The sequence below is a fragment of the Lysinibacillus sp. CD3-6 genome (genome assembly GCF_006351725.2).
Taxonomy (GTDB): Bacteria; Bacillota; Bacilli; order Bacillales_A; family Planococcaceae; genus Lysinibacillus.
In genome coordinates, this window is record NZ_CP085880.1 from 2,532,980 (window position 1) to 2,550,251 (window position 17,272).

Here is a 17,272-nt window from a genome sequence, read left to right on the forward strand (position 1 = left end):
GATAGTAACATTAGCCATAACACCGTTTGATTAACGTAATACCAATTTAGAATACCCAACCACACGCACCTACCTCCTTTAATCTGATACTAGTTTATTAGACAACCTCTATATAAATACCCTTATACCCAGCCTATTCTTTCGGCTGTCTTATCAATCAAAATGTTACGTTTACGCAATACTTTATGGCGTGAGATATACAATTTATCCGCTATGTCCTCCCACTCGTAACAGCCATCCTGGTCCCAATAACGCATATCTACAATGGTGCGCATATCTTCGTCGAGATCTCGGTATAGGTCTTCCACAGTCTTGATGATGCGTTTTAAATTTTGATAATAGGCATCGTTAGCAAGTAGCGTAGCTTTCTTTGCTGTAGTGTCAGAAATCGTATTACTACGACCTCCGACCAGCTCACCTTGTTCATTATGTGGATGCAACAACTCCCACTCACGGTATTTTAATTTCTTCCTATATTGGTCCAGTTCAATCCAATAACGTTCGATTGTCTGTATATCACTACGCGATAACGTAGGCATGTGCAGCACCTACCTTGTTTTTTTATTTACTCATATTCTTCATTAACCCCAATGACCATGTAGCTTTAAAATTTCAATTACTTCATCTGCATAAGATTCATCTGTATTAATAACAAGATAGATATTTTCAGGTTTTCCTTCACCCACACGGTTATAAACAATCATATACCCAGCAAGTTGTATTTGTGTTTGTATCGTTAATGGTAATTGCTTTAAATCTTCATTTTTAAAAACAGTATACTTGTTACTGATACCTTCTAAATTCACTAATTTTATTCCCCTTTCTTAATGAACAATCCCTTACTCTATTACTTATATTTTTAATCGTTGTTCTTCCTTTTCATCAAAACGTTCAATTTTACTAATAATGTGATGCCATTGCATGATTTCTGATGCGTTTAAAATACGAGTGAGTTCACCATGTTGAATAATTGTCTTTTTGTTAGAGCGAGTAAGCACTCTATGTTTATTACGACTAGACAAGCGCATTCATCATCCATATCATTTTTTCTATTGCTCTGGATTTACTTACAACTTCAATAGTGTAGGATTTTCGTATACATTTCCTAAAACCTCGTTGTAAGCTACCTCATCAAATAAAAATACTCCGTCATCACCGCTAAGGAATTCGATAACATAGCTACCATCCATGAATTTGACTGTGCCTTTAGCCGATTTGTAAGTACGTTCACTTAGCTGCTCAACAATATCGCCTTCGTAAATTTCACGACCGTTTTTGTCCTTTATACCTGTATAATTAAGAAACTTTACTTCACTAAAGTGAAATTTAAATATCTCGCCATCAACCTTAATCGTTACAGATTGTTCGATGAAATCTATTGCTTTTAGGGATTCAAAATGCGCTATTCTTCGCAACGATTTAAACAGATGATCGATTAACACCCTAAACTTAATCTCTCGCATTCTGCAATTCCTCCAATTTCTGTTTTAGTACCGTCAAATAAACAATTTTGTCCATCGACTCTTGTATTGCATGGTCTATCCATTCGATTGTTGTGTAATCAAGTGGATTGACTGTTGTTCCATACTTCGCAAGACCTTTTGCAGTCTGGAATTCTAGTAAATTTTGCACTTCACGTAATACTGGATTTGCTAGGATTTCATCTTCAATTTTCATAATTCCACACCTTCTTTGTGCACCATCCTTCACGTAAATACTTCTGCACCCATTTATATTTGTACGGCATGATTACACTTACTTCGCATCCGTCAACGGTCATAAACATTTCGATATATTTTGTAAATGGATTGGGTTTTGCCTTCCATAATCTACCCTGTGGTTGCTTCTTTTTCTTCACCGACTGAACAATAGGAATCCCATTGCGCATGTTCATGATGGTTAGAACGCCCCTCTCTTTAGGTAGTTCTTCATTTGGTAATAGAAATGGAAGTAAATAAAATTCCCACTAAACTTATTATCTAAGTAGACAATTTCAAAGCCGTAACGAGCCTTGAAAGTATTCAACGAGCCAAGTAATGCAAGTGGGTCGTATTGTCTGGAAGATGGCGTGAAATAGTAGAAAGACATAATCTACCTATACTCACTTTCCATGGATTAAGACATACCTATGCATCATTTATGGTTAGTAAAAATGTTAATTTTAAAATTATCCAAGAACAACTTGGACATGTAAATATTCAAGAGACGGTTAATACCTATAGCCACCTAACCATGAGAGATAAAGAAAAAGCAACCGACTTCTTAGATTCCATTTTAAAAAATGGTCACTTTTTAGTCGGTTGCTCTTATTGTTATTGTTTTAGACTTGCTTTAAACCCTTGCTATATCAACTACTCTTGAATAGCAGCTTCTAAAGCAACAACGATCATGTCGTTGAATGTTGTTTGACGTTCTTCAGAAGTTGTTACTTCACCTGTAATGATGTGGTCGCTTACTGTTAAGACAGAAAGAGCTTGACGGCCAAATTTCGCTGCTAATGTATAAAGTGCTGCAGATTCCATTTCAACTGCTAATACACCATATTTAGCTAGCTTTTCATTTTGGTGTTCATCTGAGTAGAACAGGTCAGCTGTGAAGATGTTACCAACTTGAAGGCTTAAGCCTGCTTCTTTCCCAGCATTATACGCTTTTAATAATAGGTCGAAGTTTGCGATCGGTGCAAAGTCAATGTTGTTGCCCCAAATGATTTGATTCATACGAGAATCAGTTGTCGCACCTTGAGCTAAAATAACGTCACGTACTTTTACATCTTTTTGAATTGCACCACAAGTACCTACACGAATTAATTTTTGTACATCATATTCTTGCATTAACTCTGTTGCATAAATAGAAATGGAAGGCACACCCATACCAGTACCTTGTACAGAAATACGTTTACCTTTATACGTACCTGTATAACCAAACATATTGCGCACTTCGTTATAGCAAGTAACATCTTCTAAAAATGTTTCGGCAATGTATTTTGCACGTAGTGGATCTCCCGGAAGTAAAATAGTGTCAGCGATTTCGCCTTTTTTTGCATTAATATGAATACTCATACTGCAATCCCTCTTTTCTGTCAGTTATCAATATAAATAATACTTTGTTTCACGTATTTACGCAATGCTAGACGTCTAGCAACTCTAAAAGAAAGAATAATTAGAGTATTCTAATATTATCGACCTTGTTCAATATATAAATCCCATAGTTCATCAAACACATTTGTTTTTAAGTTATCTGTTGCATATGTTTCGATATATGTAGATAGCTCATCAAAATCTATGCTTTGTTTAGGGAAGTTATGTTCATGAAATACTTCTTCAGCAAAGCGAACTTTAGCATCCGACCAGTCTCCTCCACGGAATGTTAGTACATATAAATAAAAGCTCTTTTTCATAATTGAAAAGTGCCCTCCTCTTGTCATTTTTACTTTCCGCTAGTTTATCAAAAAAAATACATTTCGTCATAAAATGGACTATATTTTTATTTAAGTAATTTTTCCTAGTAAGTAAATTACGTAAAGTCTTTTTCACCTTATTAGACTTTTGACATGCAAAAATATTACGCTTTTTTATCTGAAAAATGAAAATTTTGTGAATTTAAGATAGAATTTTTTAGTATTATACGCTAGAATTGTATACAATACTGCAAAAATTAGGAAGGTGATGGCGATGAAAAACAAGAAAAAATCAAGTAAACCAACGAGAAAACGCCCGTCTCTCTTAGATTCTAGCTTTTTCAATAGAAAGAAAGCTATTGATTCTAACGCTAGTAGGCATAATCTCCCTCCTACTACAGAAAAACGACAACGTTTTTATCATTTAATTCGCGGCAAAGTACTTATAATTTTCTCTCTTCTTATTTTTATTACCGCCGCAATGGGTATATTGTCGTACAACAATATAACGAATCTTCAACAGCAAATGAAAGATTTTACTGAGAAGAATGTACAGGAGCAACTTACCGTTAATCAGCTAGCCTATGAAATTGCTAGATTAACCAACTTAGAACAAGCCTATATAATTACGGGAAATGGTAGTTATTCTACTTCTTACAAAATGAAAATCGATTCTATCAATAAAAAAATAGCAGCTTTACAACAAAAATTTGCAGACCGCCAAGTTGAGCTTGGCCATATACAAGCAATCGGTCAATATTATAAAAATTACCTTGAGTACTCGAAAAAGGTCATGACGATGCGTGATGAGCTTGGTCTAGAACAAGCACGTAAGCTGATGATTGAAGGTACTGGCGAAACAATGAAATTGCATATTGATCAAAATATTGAAGCCATCAACAGTGTCATGGATAAATCCAACAAAGCTAAACTTAATACGTTGAATAAGCAGGTTACTTTGTCAAATAGTACTTTCTTAATTATTTCAATCATCGGTCTTATAGCAATCATTATTTTTGGCTTTATGCTATTTAAATCATTAAAAAACAATACACGTGCTATTAACCACTCTATACTTGATATTGCCCAAGCTGGTGGTGATTTAACAAGGCGTGTCCATGTACGTAATAACGATGAATTTTCTATTATTGCTAACTCTACGAATACCCTTATCATTTCTATCTCAAACCTTATTAAACGTGTTAGCGAACTCGCTGATCACGTATCAAGCAGTAGCCAAGAGTTGATGACATTAGCGGATGATAATGCTCGTACAATTCAAAATATAGCGGATGCTAGTGCAGATATAGCGAGTGATAGTGAAAATACAATCAATAGTATGAATAGTGCACAACAAAAGATGAGTGATTTAGATCATTCCATGCATCAATTAAACGAGCAAGCGAATGCAGTTCAACGTGCATCACTTGCTATGCAACAAGCGGCAGATGAAGGTAGTCGTTCAGTTCAGCAATCTACACTAGTTATGCAATCTATTGAAGAAACGATAGCTTCTACTGCAACAACAATTGAAGCACTTGGTCGTAAATCAGCAAATATTACATCGATAATTGGTACTATTACAGCCATCTCAGAGCAAACAAATTTACTCGCATTGAATGCGGCAATTGAAGCTGCTCGTGCTGGAGAGCATGGTCGTGGCTTTGCTGTAGTAGCCGATGAAGTGCGCAAACTCGCTGAGCAATCACAAACTGCTGCAAAAGAAGTAACAACAATTGTAACGTCCATACAAGATGAGGTGGCATCAATAATTACACAAAATCATGATGGTGTCACAACTGTTATACGAGGAGTCGAAGTGACAAATGAAACAAACCAGTCATTGTCTAATATTTTAATGCACACGAAAGAAACGACTACAATTATTGCGACAATGGTTGAAAAAATTGCGCAAACACTTGATTACAGTAATGCTGTAGCAAATGATTTCGTGCATATTAACGCTTATGCTGAACAAACCGCTTCCAATACGGTGATGTCAGCTGCAGCTGCTACACAAGGTTCTGCATCCATGCAGGAAATTAATGCAGCCGCTACGGAATTAGCTCATCAAGCAGATAGTTTACGCAATGTCGTCGGTGCATTCAAAATTTAACAAAAAAAGAATGTCTCTTTTCTATAGAGGCATTCTTTTTTTGCGAATATTGTCCTCAAAACAAGGTTGAGACAAATAAAAAAAGTGTTAGATTGTTTACAATCAATCTAACACTTTTTTGCAGTGCCCTTTGTCCACTACGGCACGCCTTGCTGATAGTTTACCGTCTATTCACAGACTTTTATCGGCGATTTCTTCTTTCTTTCAGGCGATTCGCAGGCTTCTACCTAAGTTTACCGTAACTCGCTTACGTCCGCAGATTTATTACTTAAATAATGATAAATATTCCGCGTAGCCTTCTTTTTCTAATTCACCTTTAGGGATAAAACGAAGTGATGCAGAGTTAATGCAATAGCGTAGGCCACCTAATTCTGCAGGGCCATCTGGAAAGACATGTCCTAAATGAGAGTCCGCATCCTTGCTTCGTACTTCTACACGGCGCATCCCATGGGATGTATCAAAGTGCTCCGTCACTTGTTCGTTTGCAATCGGTTTTGAGAAAGCGGGCCAACCACAGCCTGAGTTGAATTTATCGTGCGAGCTAAATAATGGCTTGCCCGAAACAATATCTACATAAATACCTTCTTCAAAATGTTGATCATATTCATTTCGGAATGGTGGCTCCGTGCCATTTTCCTGAGTTACATAGTACTGCATATCTGTTAGTTGTTTTACTCGTTGTTCTTTATTCATTTTCTATGCCCCCAGTGTTGTTCTTGAAATGCTTTTCGACCAGATCCCACTGCATAGCGTTCATAATGCATTGGATTTTTTTTATAATAATATTGGTGGTAGTCCTCAGCAGCATAAAATGTACTTGCAGGTAAAACTTTCACTGCAATCGGATTATCAAATTTACCTGAAGCCTCTAAATCAGCCTTCGAACGTTCCGCTAATTCTTGTTGTTCTTCATCATGATAAAAAATGGCAGTAGTGTAGGATTGTCCACGATCATAAAATTGTCCACCTGCATCGGTTGGATCAATTAACGTCCAAAATGTAGCTAATAATTGCTCATAAGAATAAATATCATCATCAAACGTAATTTGAACCGCTTCTACATGACCTGTAGTTTCCGAACATACTTGTTCATATGTTGGATTTTCCACATGTCCACCTGTGTAACCAGAAACTACAGCTTCAATGCCAGGTGTTTCATCGAATGGCTTAACCATACACCAAAAACAGCCGCCTGCAAATGTTGCCTTTTTCATTGCCATATATATCACTCCTTATTCTCCAGGGACAATAATTTCCAATAAAATTTTATCGTTTGGTAAGTCTAATTCCTTCGCACGTACACGAGAACCCGAAGCTATATTAACTCGTGATAAATCAATATAAATTTCAGCCTTATTCGGATTCACTGTAATCCACGATGGGAAATCCACCGAATCTCTCATTATTTTCATTGTCGTCTCCGGTGGAATATTTAATAGCCCTACATTCATCCCTGTTTGCTTTAAAATAATATTACCCTTGTCATCGACAATTGGCTCAAAATTCATTGAAATTGGGATTTCAGTATAAAAAACCGTTAACTTACTACGTAATTCAATATCATCCCCAATAGTAAAATCCAAAGGGAGTGGCGAACCTTTTGCACTGTCCTTTAAATATTTCTTTGTAATTGACTCTAATTCTTTCGTTGTCGTTTGGACAACTAAAACATTGCCTGTTATTTCAGTATCTTTGTCTGAGCTCTTTGCTAAATCATATCCATCAACTGGTTTCGTTGCTAAATAAACGACGAGGAGGATTGAAAAAAGAACCATACCTGCTAACGCAAAAAATGCGAATTTCCATTTATTCATTTAGTCACTCCTCGAAGCCTATTGCCTTATTAATTTTTTGTTCCATTTTACATTGCTCCATTGTAGCTAATATTCGCTCAGTCATTTTATCATAGCCTTTTGCATTGGGATGAAAAAAATCTGTATGATAGACAAGTTCTTGATTCGAATCAAACAAGTCTTCAACTGAGACATAACAAGCATTTGAATCTTTACTTGCGATTTTTTTTATGACACTATTCCATTCAGTAATAATTGTATCAAATTCATTTGCCTCATTTGTAACAATCGAAAAAGGATTATAAAAGCCAATGAGTAATAAAGGCACGGTAGGATTTTTTGCCCTTATACCATCAATAATTTTCGTATAACGATTCTCATAAGTTAATAATTCCTTGTCAAACGCATCTCGTTTTAAATTAAACAAATCCTGTTTGACTACCTTCATTACATCATTTCCACCCATAGTTAATGAAATAAGCTGTGCTTGTTGCAGCTCTTCATCATAATGCCCTTTTTTTATTAATTTTAATAGCTGATCGCTCCGTCTTCCTCTTTTTCCGCGATTATCCACATCGACTTCTGAAATCGAAGTCCAAGCTTGCATTGAATCTGCTAATCTTCCAACATAACCGTCTTGACTATACTCATCCCCGACACCATCTGTTAATGAATCTCCAAGTGCCAAGTAATGTAGTTGCTTTGCGTTATCATCATCAATTTGCCGTAAATCCTCTTCTGAAGGTTCAAAAAAATGTTCAAAAATTTGCGTCAATACATTACTAGAAGGTTTTGCCTCCTCTTCTGCTTGTTGCTCATCCTGTCTCATATCTTGCTCCGTCTCTGCCTGCTCACTATCTTGGTCTGCAGGCGCAATCGGTTCATCTATTGATATTGCACAACCACTTAGTACTAAGACGATCAAACATGACAAAATAATTCGCCAGATGCCCATTTGACCACCTTCCATCATTTACTGTTAGTTCTATTATAAATAGTTGTCGCTACAATGAAAAGTGACGACGCTTCAGTTTATCAAGAAAAATCCAAGCATTATCATCACATTACCTGTATACCATTTTTACAACTTGCTACGAAAAGCGTTAAAAAGCTACTACAATTACTTATGTAGCAGCTCTTGTTAATTATTCTGAAAAATAAATAAAACCAATTGCACCTGGTCCAGTATGTGTAGAAATAATTGGTGAAGTAAAAGCAATCTCAACATCATTAAAGCCTGTTCCTTCAATTAGCTCTTTTAATGGACCACCCATTGTGATCAAACCGTCGGCATGTGAAATACCTACAGCCTTAACTGTTTTACCAGCAGTATCTGCTTGGAATTGTTTGAATAAGTAGTTTACAACCTGTTTATGACTGCGAACTTTTGATACAGGGTTATATGCCCCGCCCTCTAGGTTTGCAATTACTTTAATATTTAGCAAAGAACCGATAAATCCTGTTCCTTTACCAATTCGACCGCCTTTAATTAAATTTTCTAGTGTGTCAACAATTACATATAAATGTGTATTGTCACGTACCGTGTCTAAACGTGTGACGATTTCTTCAACAGATGCACCAGCATCGCGCATCTTTATCGCTTCTCTCAATTGGATAGCAAGCCCAATTGCGATAAATCGAGAATCAATAACCGTTACATCAGCATCTGTCATTTGAGCAGCCTGTCGAGCAGATTCAACTGTCCCACTCATTCCACCTGTCATATGAATAGAAAGTATTTGGTCCCCATCTTTGCCAAGTTCGTCATATAGTTCTTTAAACTTCCCTGGTGCTGGTTGCGAACTTTTCGGCAGGTCTTTAGCATTTTTCATCAGACCTAAAAAAGGTTGTGGATCTAAATCTACTCCATCTATATATGTTTTCCCATCAATTTGAATTGTTAACGGTACTATATGTATACCGTGTTGCTCTACTTCTTCTTTTGTTAAATCACAAGTTGAGTCCGTTACTATATGAATTCGTCCCACTTCGACACATCCTTTAACATCATTGAAATTAATTATATAGACTAATGTTTCCATATGTAAACATGACATTTGTCATTTCAAGTGTCTATTTCAAGTCTTTTCAATTCCACTTCCTTCGATACTATAGCCTTTTTCCACTAAATTTGTCTAACAATTTCCTCTAAATTTCGACATGACATTTTAGATAAGTAAATATGTGACAAATGTAAATAGTAAGAAGCACATTATTGGGCTATAGTAAATACAGAACGAAGGGAGTGTTGTTTATGGTGGATTCATTTGACTATAAAACATGGAAGGAAGAATTGTGGAATGCCATTACTCACGGTATAGGCTTACTTGCAAGTATTCCAGCACTTGTTATTTTAATATTAACTGCTGTCCAAAATGGAAGTGCATTGTATATTACATCATTTAGTATTTTTGGTGCCTCTGTTATCATCTTATTTCTAATGTCAACATTACTCCATAGTATGCCTGAAAAATACAAGTATTTTTTCGCTATTCTTGACCATTCTTCTATCTATATTTTAATTGCGGGGACCTACACACCGTTTTTATTAATCGCAATTGGTGGAACATTAGGGGTCACTTTATTGTGTGTTATTTGGACACTTGCTTTACTAGGTGTTGTATTTAAATGTTTTTTTATTAATCGCTTTGAAATACTATCGCTTATTTTTTATATTGGTATGGGCTGGCTTATTATCTTTGCCATTAAGCCGATTTATTTTTTCTTAGGAAGTAATGGCTTTGGTTTCTTATTAGCTGGCGGCCTTTTCTATACATTTGGTGCTATTTTTTACGCTTGGCGCAGCCTCCCTTATAATCATACAATTTGGCATCTGTTTGTGTTAGCTGGATGTGGCTCGATGTATGCCTGTATTTATTTTTATTTATAATTTTAAAAATATGTAACGCAACAAAGCACACGGCATAAGCAAATCCGTGTGCTTTGTTCTTCATTGAGCTTAGAACAATCTAATTAATCTTTACGTTCAAAAATTTGATATTGAAATGTGTACCCTTCTGGTGCAGTTACAGGTTGTTGTGACGAGACGAGCACAAATTCCTCTTCATATTTAGGGAAGTATGTATCCCCTTTAAAGGAATGATTAATTTTTGTAGCATAAATTCGATCTGTGATGTCCATTGACAATCTAAAAATTTGTTCGCCGCCAATAATCATGATTTCAGGCACATCACCTGCTATAGAAAGTGCTTCGTCGAGACTAGTTACTACTTCAATACCCTCAGCACGATAGTTGGCATCACGTGTAATTACGATGTTACGTCGCCCTGGTAACGGTCTACCAATCGATTCAAATGTTTTCCGTCCCATTATCATTGGTTTGCCCATCGTTTTTTCCTTAAAATATTGTAAATCACCTGGTAAATGCCACGGCATCCCGTTTTCATATCCAATGACATGGTTATTATCATGCGCTACTATTAATGAAATCATCATTACCCTCCAAGTTATATCATTCATCCTATTATAAACATAATTTTACTTTACTATCGGAATATTTCTGCTCATTTTTAAAATAAATTTCTTCTTCGGTTTTAAATCATAGTAAATTTATAAGAATAGTTTATAATGAGAGGTAACAATAAAAATTTTTAAAGGATGATGTTATGACACGTTTAACCAATGAGGCTGTTTGCTATATTCAAGCGACGGATTGTAAACCACATTATTATGAACAATCACCACAGGAAGCAAGAGTTATGCGCGCAGTACCAACATGGCAATCTGTCCATATGCCTGTGCTCGCATCTATCGAGAATCGAAAAATACGTATGCGAGATGGACACGAGATTAATATCCGCGTTTACATTCCCGAACATACAGAAAAATTACCTGTTATTATTTATTATCATGGTGGTGGATGGGTCTTTGGCAATTTAGAGTCCTCGGATGCGGGATGTCAGTTATTAGCTGACAAAGCGCATGCTATTGTCGTATCCGTAGATTATCGTTTAGCACCTGAACACCCCTTCCCTATCCCACTAAACGACGCATATGATGGATTACTGTGGGTTTATAACAACATAACAGCGTTCGGTGGCGATAACACGCGATTAATAGTAGCTGGTGATAGTGCTGGGGGAAATCTAGCAACAATTGTTTCCTACTTAGCAGCAATCTTAGATGGTCCAATAATTTCTGCACAAGCGCTAATTTATCCTGTTACAAACCTTGATTTTACGACGGCTTCTTATAGTTCTTACGGAGAACATTTTGGTTTAGATAAGCAAGGGATGCAATGGTTTGCTGAGCATTATACAGAGGCCAATAATTTTAACAATCCACTTGTTTCACCTATGAATATTGAAAACCTTGGTGTACTTCCAAAAACAATAATCATTGCGGCTGAAGCAGATGTACTTTACGACGAAGGTCTGACTTACGCTCAAAAATTAACTGAAGCGGGCGTTTACGTTGAGCATGTCCATATGGCAGGTTTAATTCATAGTTATTTTAGTAAGATGGAGTTTTTTGAGGCTGCTACAATGGAGACAGTTGAAAAAATTGCGACATTCGTGAAATAAGTTTGTGTATTGCTACTAAACAATGCGATAATAGAGCAAAATGTTTTTTAAAGGATGACAACATGACACAAACGATTGCATTACAAATTAATAATCAATATGCAGGCCCATTGAAAAAAGGCTACCCACTAATCTCAAAAGAAGCAGTTGATACACGAAAACTGCCTGCTGAGGAAGGTGCGCTACTTCGTCTACTAGATATTCATAATCGATTTATCGGCACAGGCTATTATGGTATTCAAAATAAAGGCATCGGCTGGCTATTAACTACTGATGCTAATGAAGAAATTGACAAGGCGTTTTTTGCGAAAAAAATAAGCAAGGCGCTACAAAATCGCGAGACATTCTTTAATAACCCTGATACGACGGCATTTCGTGCTTTTAACGGCGAAGGTGATGGAATTGGTGGCATGACAATCGATTTCTTTGAAGGCTATTATATGGTGAGCTGGTATAGTGCAGGTATTTATTCATTTAAAGAAGCCATTTATGAGGCTCTTGCAGAAACAGTAAACTTTAAAGCCATTTATGAGAAAAAACGTTTTGATAGTAAAGGGCAATATATTGAACAGGACGATTTTGTTATGGGTACACCTGGTGAATTCCCACTTATCGTTAAGGAAAATGGTATGAACTATGCTGTTCATTTAAATGATGGTGCCATGACTGGTATTTTCCTCGACCAACGTGAAGTGCGACTTGCCATTCGTGAACGCTATTCTCAACATAAAACCGTATTAAATACATTTTCTTATACAGGTGCTTTCTCTGTGGCAGCAACACTTGGTGGTGCAACAAAAACTACGAGTGTCGATGTAGCCAAACGAAGTTTAGCGAAAACAATCGAGCAATTTAGTGTCAATCATATTGACTATGAGGCACAGGACATTAAAGTAATGGATGTATTTCATTATTTCAAATATGCACAGCGTCATCAGTTAAAATTCGACCTTGTTGTATTAGATCCGCCTAGCTTTGCGCGAACAAAACAAATGACGTTTTCAACTGCAAAGGATTATCCAAAGTTATTAAAGGATACAATTGCTATTACCGAAAAAAATGGTATTATTGTTGCGTCTACAAACAATGCAAGCTTTGGCATGAAAAAGTTCAAAGGCTTTATTGACCAAGCGTTTAAAGAAACAAATACGCGTTATAAAATCGTTGAGGAATACGGTTTACCAAAAGATTTCCGCGTGCCACGTGAACATCCTGAATTCAATTACTTAAAAGTTGTTTTTATTGAAAAATTAAACTAAAAAAGAGCGACTTTCATCAAGTCCCTCTTAGACTGTAGACAAAGTCGAGTTATTCAACTTTGTCTACTTTTTTTGAAGCAAGTATCTATTACTTTGTTAAAAAAACAAAAATATAACCTAAAAACATTAGGATAAAAAAACTAAAAAATGTGATGATATTCCCTATAATTAAAATTTTAGATTTAACGCATGCAGCTAAGACAATACCTATGCCTGATAATACAAACGTGAAAATCCATAAAGTTGATGCTTTTTGAAACACAATATTCGGTACCCAAAGTAATAAAGAAATAATAATCGTACTTACAGCTAATGCTTTCACCATTTTAACCATTCCTTATTTCAACGGATTACATAAGTTTTTATTAAAATATATTTTTATCGCAGAAGCAAATAGTTTTTCTTTAAGTCCCATTCTATGAAAATTTCTATCTATATAAGCGACAAGCTCCCAATCACATGAACAGCTAAAATACCCTTTATCTTCTTTAAATCATTTAGAACGAACTTATTTTTTATCTAATCTTAGCCCCTTTCGATATTTTATTAGGTAAAATACCATTATTATGGCTCATCAAAAGGCTAGACTGGGATGTTAGAATATTAGCTGTTCGAGTAAAATCTGGATGCTCATGGAAAGCGCCTAGCGAAAATGGAGGACAAAACTTAGAGTTATGAAAATGAACCATTATGATAGTATTTAACCACATGATTATATTTTTATTTTAATAACTGAACTAAAAATTCTCAATAATAGAAACATCAAAAACTACACTAAAAAAGAGTAACTCCGCTAGAGTCACTCTTTCTTTGATTCACTGTAAATGTGCCTTTACTGTTTGCAGTTCATGATTTCTTGGTCTTACTGCCTTATACCATTGCAAACAAAGGATAAAAATTATTATGGCATCAATTACATCTCCACCATAGTACATAACCATACTTCCGATTTCTGCTTGTTCTATCGGAACACCTTTAGGAGGTTGAGCATAAATATACTTAGACAATATTCCATGTCCTGCTAATGCAATAATTAAGACAATGGCCCTGTACATAAAGGATTTCCTATGATTTACAGAATCAAAATAGATAATAGAAATTGTAAATAGATAGCCTGCTATGAATACATGTAAATGGACAAATAGATGTATTAGACTATTGTCGTGCATTAATGAATATAGGTTAGTCGTGTACAATATCCAAAGACCACCGATATTCAGTAAGGAAGTGATTATTGGATGCGTAAGTATCCTTGCAGGCCAACTTTTTAGCATACTTGAAAGCTTCCGCGCTAATCGGGTGCTTAAAGTTCTAAGTAATAGGGTCATTGGTGCGCCGAGAGCAATAAGTAACGGTGCTAGCATACCCAAAAGTAAATGGCTAAACATGTGTGCTGTAAAATCTACCGTAGCACGATTCGCTAAAGGACCAACAACAGCAAGAATCGCCAATAAAACCCCTAAAATAAAGCTTGCAATACGATAATGTGGCCATTTTTTATATTTACGATTCGTCATCACTGCGGCCAAAATATACAATAACAATATAGTAATAAATACAATAAAAAAAATTAGTTGAGGATGTATTATTCCGAAAAGATTTTGACTATGACTACTCTCGGCTATTTGATGATGGTTAGCGTTCATCAGTAATAGCCTCTGCTTTTATTTTGTTGTTGCTAGTGCGAACGGTAAGATAAAGTCCTATAATGAGGATAATAGCCGCAATGACATTCCAAATGATATCGTAGATGATGACATTTTCAACATACCTAATCTGGTGTATTCGCATTAGTTTATGTTGAATAATCCCATCATATAATTGGAAGCCGCCTGCTCCTAGCATCAAACCACCCATCCATCTCTTCAACCAAAAACCACTTTTACGACGAATATCTGCAAGTAAAAATAATCCTGCAATAGTTGCAAACCAACTAATCGCATGGAATATCCCATCAGAAATCAAGCCAATATCCGTTGTCGACTTATCATAAAAATGATGCCAGCGAAATAGTTGATGAAAAATAGTCTCGTCTATAAAAGCTACTAGACCTATCCCAAATAAAAACCCTGACAGTAAATTACGACTTACATAAACTTGTTTGTTTTTATGAGCGTTTATTGTCGTCATTTCTTCGCCCCCTATTTTTAGATTGCCGTCCTTATCTTTCCCTATTTTTGATTATTTTAATCTAAATTTACATTTCGTTCAGACTTATACTTCCCCATAAAAACGTTAATCTGCACAACTAAATGCTGTCTTTGCTCATATTGTTTACCATTTGAAAAAGAGCTAGCATTTAGCTAGCTCTCTTCTTCGTATATGCAGAAATTCAACATCATCTCTATTAAGCAGTGAATCTTATGTTCTAAGCAGAAATAAAATAAGTAGAATCACTTTCCCTTTAATGCTTGCCAATATTCGGCGCTATTTGTTCTACGATAAAACTTATAGAAAGGTTCATTTGGGCGTGCATGTTTTTGATACAGCTCAATAATTTGTTGTAGAAAGCTTTCTATTATTTGTACTGACACCCTTTTAGCAAATAGTGTTCCTGCCTTTGCATGGGCCCCCATCGGCACGGCACCTAAGTAAACATCAAAGCTATCCTTTTGATAAACAAGTCCAATATCATCATATACTGCATTATAGCAGGCAGACGCACAGCCATTAATATTTAACCGTAGTCTAGAAGGCACAGTTTCTTCCTGTAGTGCTTCGTATAGTTGTTCTGTTATTTCAGCCGCCTCCATTTTATCCCCATCACAAAAATCACAAGCTTTTATCGCGACAATGGGACCTTGCTTAGCAATATATAAGCCCACTGTTTGAAGCTCATTGATAATCTCCTTTACTTTTATAGTTGGGACAGATAAAAGAATACTATAGGAAGCTGAATATTTAATTGCGCCACTTTCACCGACAATCTCTGCAATTTTTTGAAATTGAGCTGGTGTATAATGCTTATTGATAATACCTGGACTTACTGCAAGGCGTGTAAAGTTTCCATTAACATTTAGTTTTTCAAATGTGCGATCTGGTATATTCGAATGAAATGCATTCATCATTTGTGCTCCTTATGAAAAAGAGCTAGCAAATAGCTAGCTCTTTTGATTGTTATTTAAAAGTTTTCAGGATAAAAACCTTTTGCTAAAATTTCAATAGCTTCTGCAGCCCGAACCCCTTCTGAAGCGGCTGAAAGTGGTAAAATGACAAAGCGCTCATTTTTCACAGCATTTGTTTCTTTTAATGCTGGGTCACTTTTCAGGAATTTAATTTTGTCTTCAGCAGTTTGGGAACCATAATCAATTACGACAATCACTTCAGGATTGCGTTCAACAGTTTCTTCTTTCGAAACTGTTGTCCAGCCCGATTCGACATCGCCAAAAATGTTTTTACCGCCCGCTACTGTGACAAGTTCATCCATAAAGTTTTGAGCCGCTGTAAAAACTTCCTTATCCCCACTATCGTAAACTAAAACACGTAATTCTTTATCCTCTTCTGGTAACTTTGCACGTACAGCATCAACATCATTTGTCATCTGATTAATCAATGCTTCACCGCGCTCTTCCACACGGAAGATTTTTGCAATATTACGGATATCCGTAAAAATATCGTCTAATGTTGGTTTTGTAATACTTGAAGAAGTATGTAAATAGGTGTGAATACCAAGTGCCTCTAATTCTTCTGGTGTACCAACACCCTTTTCACTAAAACCACTTTTCCACCCAGCGTATAAAAAATCTGCTTCACTATCAATGACTTGTTCCTTTGTTGGGTATTGCTCAGCTATAACGGGTACTTTATCGTAAGCTGCTTGTAAAGGTTCATAAATTTTATCATCTAAATAGGCAGTACCCACCATTGAATCTTCTAAGCCTAGTGCTAGCATAATTTCTGTGACGTGTTGATTTAAGCTAATCGCTTTTTTCGGTGCATCTTTATAAACTTGCGTCGTCTCATTATTTTCAATGGTTACTTCTTTTGCTCCTGTTTGTGCTGGTTCAATATTTTCACTTTGTGAATCATTTTTTGCACTACATGCCCCTAAAATACTTAATAGCGCAATGGCAAGAACTAACCACATGCCTTTCCATTTCTTCATGTTTGTTTCTCCTTTAGTTTGTAATTTTTCATTATATAGTTAGAAATCAAAGACTTCT

The 17,272-nt window shown here is 35.9% G+C and carries 23 protein-coding genes and 1 pseudogene; 5 read left to right on the forward strand and 19 right to left on the reverse strand.

All coding sequences use genetic code 11. The features are described 5' to 3' along the window. Positions 1-122 precede the first annotated feature (122 nt). The 6 genes and pseudogenes from FH508_RS12270 to FH508_RS12295 form a co-directional block, all read right to left on the reverse strand. Positions 123-539, reverse strand: coding sequence for a DUF722 domain-containing protein (locus FH508_RS12270; RefSeq protein ID WP_172771594.1), 417 nt, complete (start codon positions 537-539; stop codon positions 123-125). Positions 540-581: 42 nt separating this feature from the next. Beyond that, positions 582-806 (reverse strand): hypothetical protein, encoded by a 225-nt coding sequence (locus FH508_RS12275; RefSeq protein WP_172771595.1) that lies wholly within the window; start codon positions 804-806, stop codon positions 582-584. A gap of 45 nt (positions 807-851) precedes the next feature. Next, positions 852-1,022, reverse strand: a complete 171-nt coding sequence (locus tag FH508_RS12280; protein WP_172771596.1) for a hypothetical protein — start codon at positions 1,020-1,022, stop codon at positions 852-854. A gap of 45 nt (positions 1,023-1,067) precedes the next feature. Beyond that, on the reverse strand, positions 1,068-1,463 hold the full coding sequence (locus FH508_RS12285; RefSeq protein WP_172771597.1) for a YopX family protein: 396 nt from the start codon (positions 1,461-1,463) through the stop codon (positions 1,068-1,070). Next, positions 1,450-1,677, reverse strand: a complete 228-nt coding sequence (locus FH508_RS12290; RefSeq protein ID WP_172771598.1) for a hypothetical protein — start codon at positions 1,675-1,677, stop codon at positions 1,450-1,452. Before FH508_RS12290 ends, FH508_RS12285 begins: the two co-directional genes overlap by 14 nt. Positions 1,678-1,899: 222 nt before the next feature. Then, positions 1,900-2,055, reverse strand: a pseudogene (locus tag FH508_RS12295) (nuclease); the annotation flags it as partial. Between FH508_RS12295 and FH508_RS12300 the strand changes: the two are divergent. Next, the gene (locus FH508_RS12300; RefSeq protein WP_172771599.1) at positions 2,053-2,361 is read left to right on the forward strand and encodes a tyrosine-type recombinase/integrase; all 309 of its coding nucleotides are present in this window, start codon (positions 2,053-2,055) and stop codon (positions 2,359-2,361) included. The pseudogene FH508_RS12295 and the gene FH508_RS12300 sit on opposite strands and share 3 nt — an antisense overlap. On the opposite strand, the gene deoD is transcribed toward FH508_RS12300, so the two are convergent. After that, on the reverse strand, positions 2,352-3,059 hold the full coding sequence (gene deoD, locus FH508_RS12305; protein ID WP_172771600.1) for a purine-nucleoside phosphorylase: 708 nt from the start codon (positions 3,057-3,059) through the stop codon (positions 2,352-2,354). The two genes, FH508_RS12300 and deoD, sit on opposite strands and share 10 nt — an antisense overlap. A 116-nt stretch (positions 3,060-3,175) precedes the next feature. Then, on the reverse strand, positions 3,176-3,397 hold the full coding sequence (locus FH508_RS12310) for a YozE family protein (RefSeq protein WP_172771601.1): 222 nt from the start codon (positions 3,395-3,397) through the stop codon (positions 3,176-3,178). A gap of 274 nt (positions 3,398-3,671) precedes the next feature. On the opposite strand from FH508_RS12310, the gene FH508_RS12315 reads away from it, so the two are divergent. Further along, the gene (locus tag FH508_RS12315; protein WP_172771602.1) at positions 3,672-5,513 is read left to right on the forward strand and encodes a methyl-accepting chemotaxis protein; all 1,842 of its coding nucleotides are present in this window, start codon (positions 3,672-3,674) and stop codon (positions 5,511-5,513) included. A gap of 264 nt (positions 5,514-5,777) precedes the next feature. On the opposite strand, the gene msrB is transcribed toward FH508_RS12315, so the two are convergent. The 5 genes from msrB to FH508_RS12340 all read right to left on the reverse strand — a co-directional run bounded on the left by msrB (position 5,778) and on the right by FH508_RS12340 (position 9,294). Then, entirely contained in the window at positions 5,778-6,206 is a 429-nt protein-coding gene (gene msrB / locus FH508_RS12320; protein WP_172771603.1) for a peptide-methionine (R)-S-oxide reductase MsrB, read from the reverse strand. Then, positions 6,203-6,733 (reverse strand): peptide-methionine (S)-S-oxide reductase MsrA, encoded by a 531-nt coding sequence (msrA, locus tag FH508_RS12325; RefSeq protein WP_172771604.1) that lies wholly within the window; start codon positions 6,731-6,733, stop codon positions 6,203-6,205. Before msrA ends, msrB begins: the two co-directional genes overlap by 4 nt. Before the next feature lie 12 nt (positions 6,734-6,745). Continuing rightward, complete coding sequence (locus FH508_RS12330; protein WP_172771605.1) at positions 6,746-7,327, reverse strand: YpmS family protein; 582 nt, start codon at positions 7,325-7,327, stop codon at positions 6,746-6,748. A 4-nt stretch (positions 7,328-7,331) separates the two neighbouring features. Further along, positions 7,332-8,261: a GDSL-type esterase/lipase family protein gene (locus tag FH508_RS12335; protein WP_228134057.1), complete on the reverse strand. Its 930-nt coding sequence runs from the start codon at positions 8,259-8,261 to the stop codon at positions 7,332-7,334. A gap of 190 nt (positions 8,262-8,451) precedes the next feature. Then, positions 8,452-9,294 carry a DegV family protein gene (locus FH508_RS12340; protein WP_172771606.1) on the reverse strand — a complete coding sequence of 281 codons (843 nt, stop codon included), beginning with the start codon at positions 9,292-9,294 and terminating at the stop codon, positions 8,452-8,454. Between the two features lie 266 nt (positions 9,295-9,560). Here FH508_RS12340 and FH508_RS12345 point away from each other — a divergent pair, with 266 nt between their 5' ends. Beyond that, positions 9,561-10,196, forward strand: a complete 636-nt coding sequence (locus tag FH508_RS12345; RefSeq protein WP_172771607.1) for a PAQR family membrane homeostasis protein TrhA — start codon at positions 9,561-9,563, stop codon at positions 10,194-10,196. A gap of 83 nt (positions 10,197-10,279) precedes the next feature. On the opposite strand, the gene FH508_RS12350 is transcribed toward FH508_RS12345, so the two are convergent. Continuing rightward, positions 10,280-10,759: a dihydrofolate reductase gene (locus tag FH508_RS12350; protein ID WP_172771608.1), complete on the reverse strand. Its 480-nt coding sequence runs from the start codon at positions 10,757-10,759 to the stop codon at positions 10,280-10,282. 173 nt (positions 10,760-10,932) lie between these two features. Between FH508_RS12350 and FH508_RS12355 the strand changes: the two genes are divergently transcribed. Continuing rightward, positions 10,933-11,850 (forward strand): alpha/beta hydrolase, encoded by a 918-nt coding sequence (locus FH508_RS12355; protein WP_172771609.1) that lies wholly within the window; start codon positions 10,933-10,935, stop codon positions 11,848-11,850. Positions 11,851-11,912: 62 nt separating this feature from the next. Next, entirely contained in the window at positions 11,913-13,109 is a 1,197-nt protein-coding gene (locus FH508_RS12360) for a class I SAM-dependent rRNA methyltransferase (RefSeq protein WP_172771610.1), read from the forward strand. Positions 13,110-13,197: 88 nt separating this feature from the next. Here FH508_RS12360 and FH508_RS12365 read toward each other — a convergent pair whose 3' ends face one another. From FH508_RS12365 to FH508_RS12385, 5 genes are all read right to left on the reverse strand, one after another. Beyond that, the gene (locus FH508_RS12365; protein ID WP_172771611.1) at positions 13,198-13,434 is read right to left on the reverse strand and encodes a hypothetical protein; all 237 of its coding nucleotides are present in this window, start codon (positions 13,432-13,434) and stop codon (positions 13,198-13,200) included. A 490-nt stretch (positions 13,435-13,924) separates the two neighbouring features. After that, complete coding sequence (locus tag FH508_RS12370; protein WP_172771612.1) at positions 13,925-14,755, reverse strand: cytochrome c oxidase assembly protein; 831 nt, start codon at positions 14,753-14,755, stop codon at positions 13,925-13,927. Then, positions 14,745-15,239: a DUF2243 domain-containing protein gene (locus tag FH508_RS12375; protein ID WP_172771613.1), complete on the reverse strand. Its 495-nt coding sequence runs from the start codon at positions 15,237-15,239 to the stop codon at positions 14,745-14,747. Before FH508_RS12375 ends, FH508_RS12370 begins: the two co-directional genes overlap by 11 nt. A gap of 263 nt (positions 15,240-15,502) precedes the next feature. Then, entirely contained in the window at positions 15,503-16,177 is a 675-nt protein-coding gene (locus tag FH508_RS12380; RefSeq protein ID WP_228134058.1) for a precorrin-3B methylase, read from the reverse strand. 53 nt (positions 16,178-16,230) lie between these two features. Further along, entirely contained in the window at positions 16,231-17,214 is a 984-nt protein-coding gene (locus FH508_RS12385) for an ABC transporter substrate-binding protein (protein ID WP_172771615.1), read from the reverse strand. Between the last annotated feature and the right edge of the window lie 58 nt (positions 17,215-17,272).

Bases quoted from the DNA above. Each gene is read 5' to 3' on its own strand.
- FH508_RS12380 (WP_228134058.1), bottom strand. From the start codon at position 16,177: ATGATGAATGCATTTCATTCGAATATACCAGATCGCACATTTGAAAAA.
- msrA (WP_172771604.1), bottom strand. From the start codon at position 6,733: ATGGCAATGAAAAAGGCAACATTTGCAGGCGGCTGTTTTTGGTGTATG.
- FH508_RS12315 (WP_172771602.1), top strand. From the start codon at position 3,672: ATGAAAAACAAGAAAAAATCAAGTAAACCAACGAGAAAACGCCCGTCT.
- FH508_RS12385 (WP_172771615.1), bottom strand. From the start codon at position 17,214: ATGAAGAAATGGAAAGGCATGTGGTTAGTTCTTGCCATTGCGCTATTA.
- FH508_RS12370 (WP_172771612.1), bottom strand. From the start codon at position 14,755: ATGAACGCTAACCATCATCAAATAGCCGAGAGTAGTCATAGTCAAAAT.
- FH508_RS12365 (WP_172771611.1), bottom strand. From the start codon at position 13,434: ATGGTGAAAGCATTAGCTGTAAGTACGATTATTATTTCTTTATTACTT.
- FH508_RS12310 (WP_172771601.1), bottom strand. From the start codon at position 3,397: ATGAAAAAGAGCTTTTATTTATATGTACTAACATTCCGTGGAGGAGAC.
- FH508_RS12345 (WP_172771607.1), top strand. From the start codon at position 9,561: ATGGTGGATTCATTTGACTATAAAACATGGAAGGAAGAATTGTGGAAT.
- FH508_RS12350 (WP_172771608.1), bottom strand. From the start codon at position 10,759: ATGATTTCATTAATAGTAGCGCATGATAATAACCATGTCATTGGATAT.
- FH508_RS12355 (WP_172771609.1), top strand. From the start codon at position 10,933: ATGACACGTTTAACCAATGAGGCTGTTTGCTATATTCAAGCGACGGAT.
- FH508_RS12375 (WP_172771613.1), bottom strand. From the start codon at position 15,239: ATGACGACAATAAACGCTCATAAAAACAAACAAGTTTATGTAAGTCGT.
- FH508_RS12330 (WP_172771605.1), bottom strand. From the start codon at position 7,327: ATGAATAAATGGAAATTCGCATTTTTTGCGTTAGCAGGTATGGTTCTT.
- FH508_RS12335 (WP_228134057.1), bottom strand. From the start codon at position 8,261: ATGGGCATCTGGCGAATTATTTTGTCATGTTTGATCGTCTTAGTACTA.
- FH508_RS12285 (WP_172771597.1), bottom strand. From the start codon at position 1,463: ATGCGAGAGATTAAGTTTAGGGTGTTAATCGATCATCTGTTTAAATCG.
- deoD (WP_172771600.1), bottom strand. From the start codon at position 3,059: ATGAGTATTCATATTAATGCAAAAAAAGGCGAAATCGCTGACACTATT.
- FH508_RS12290 (WP_172771598.1), bottom strand. From the start codon at position 1,677: ATGAAAATTGAAGATGAAATCCTAGCAAATCCAGTATTACGTGAAGTG.
- FH508_RS12270 (WP_172771594.1), bottom strand. From the start codon at position 539: ATGCCTACGTTATCGCGTAGTGATATACAGACAATCGAACGTTATTGG.
- FH508_RS12360 (WP_172771610.1), top strand. From the start codon at position 11,913: ATGACACAAACGATTGCATTACAAATTAATAATCAATATGCAGGCCCA.
- msrB (WP_172771603.1), bottom strand. From the start codon at position 6,206: ATGAATAAAGAACAACGAGTAAAACAACTAACAGATATGCAGTACTAT.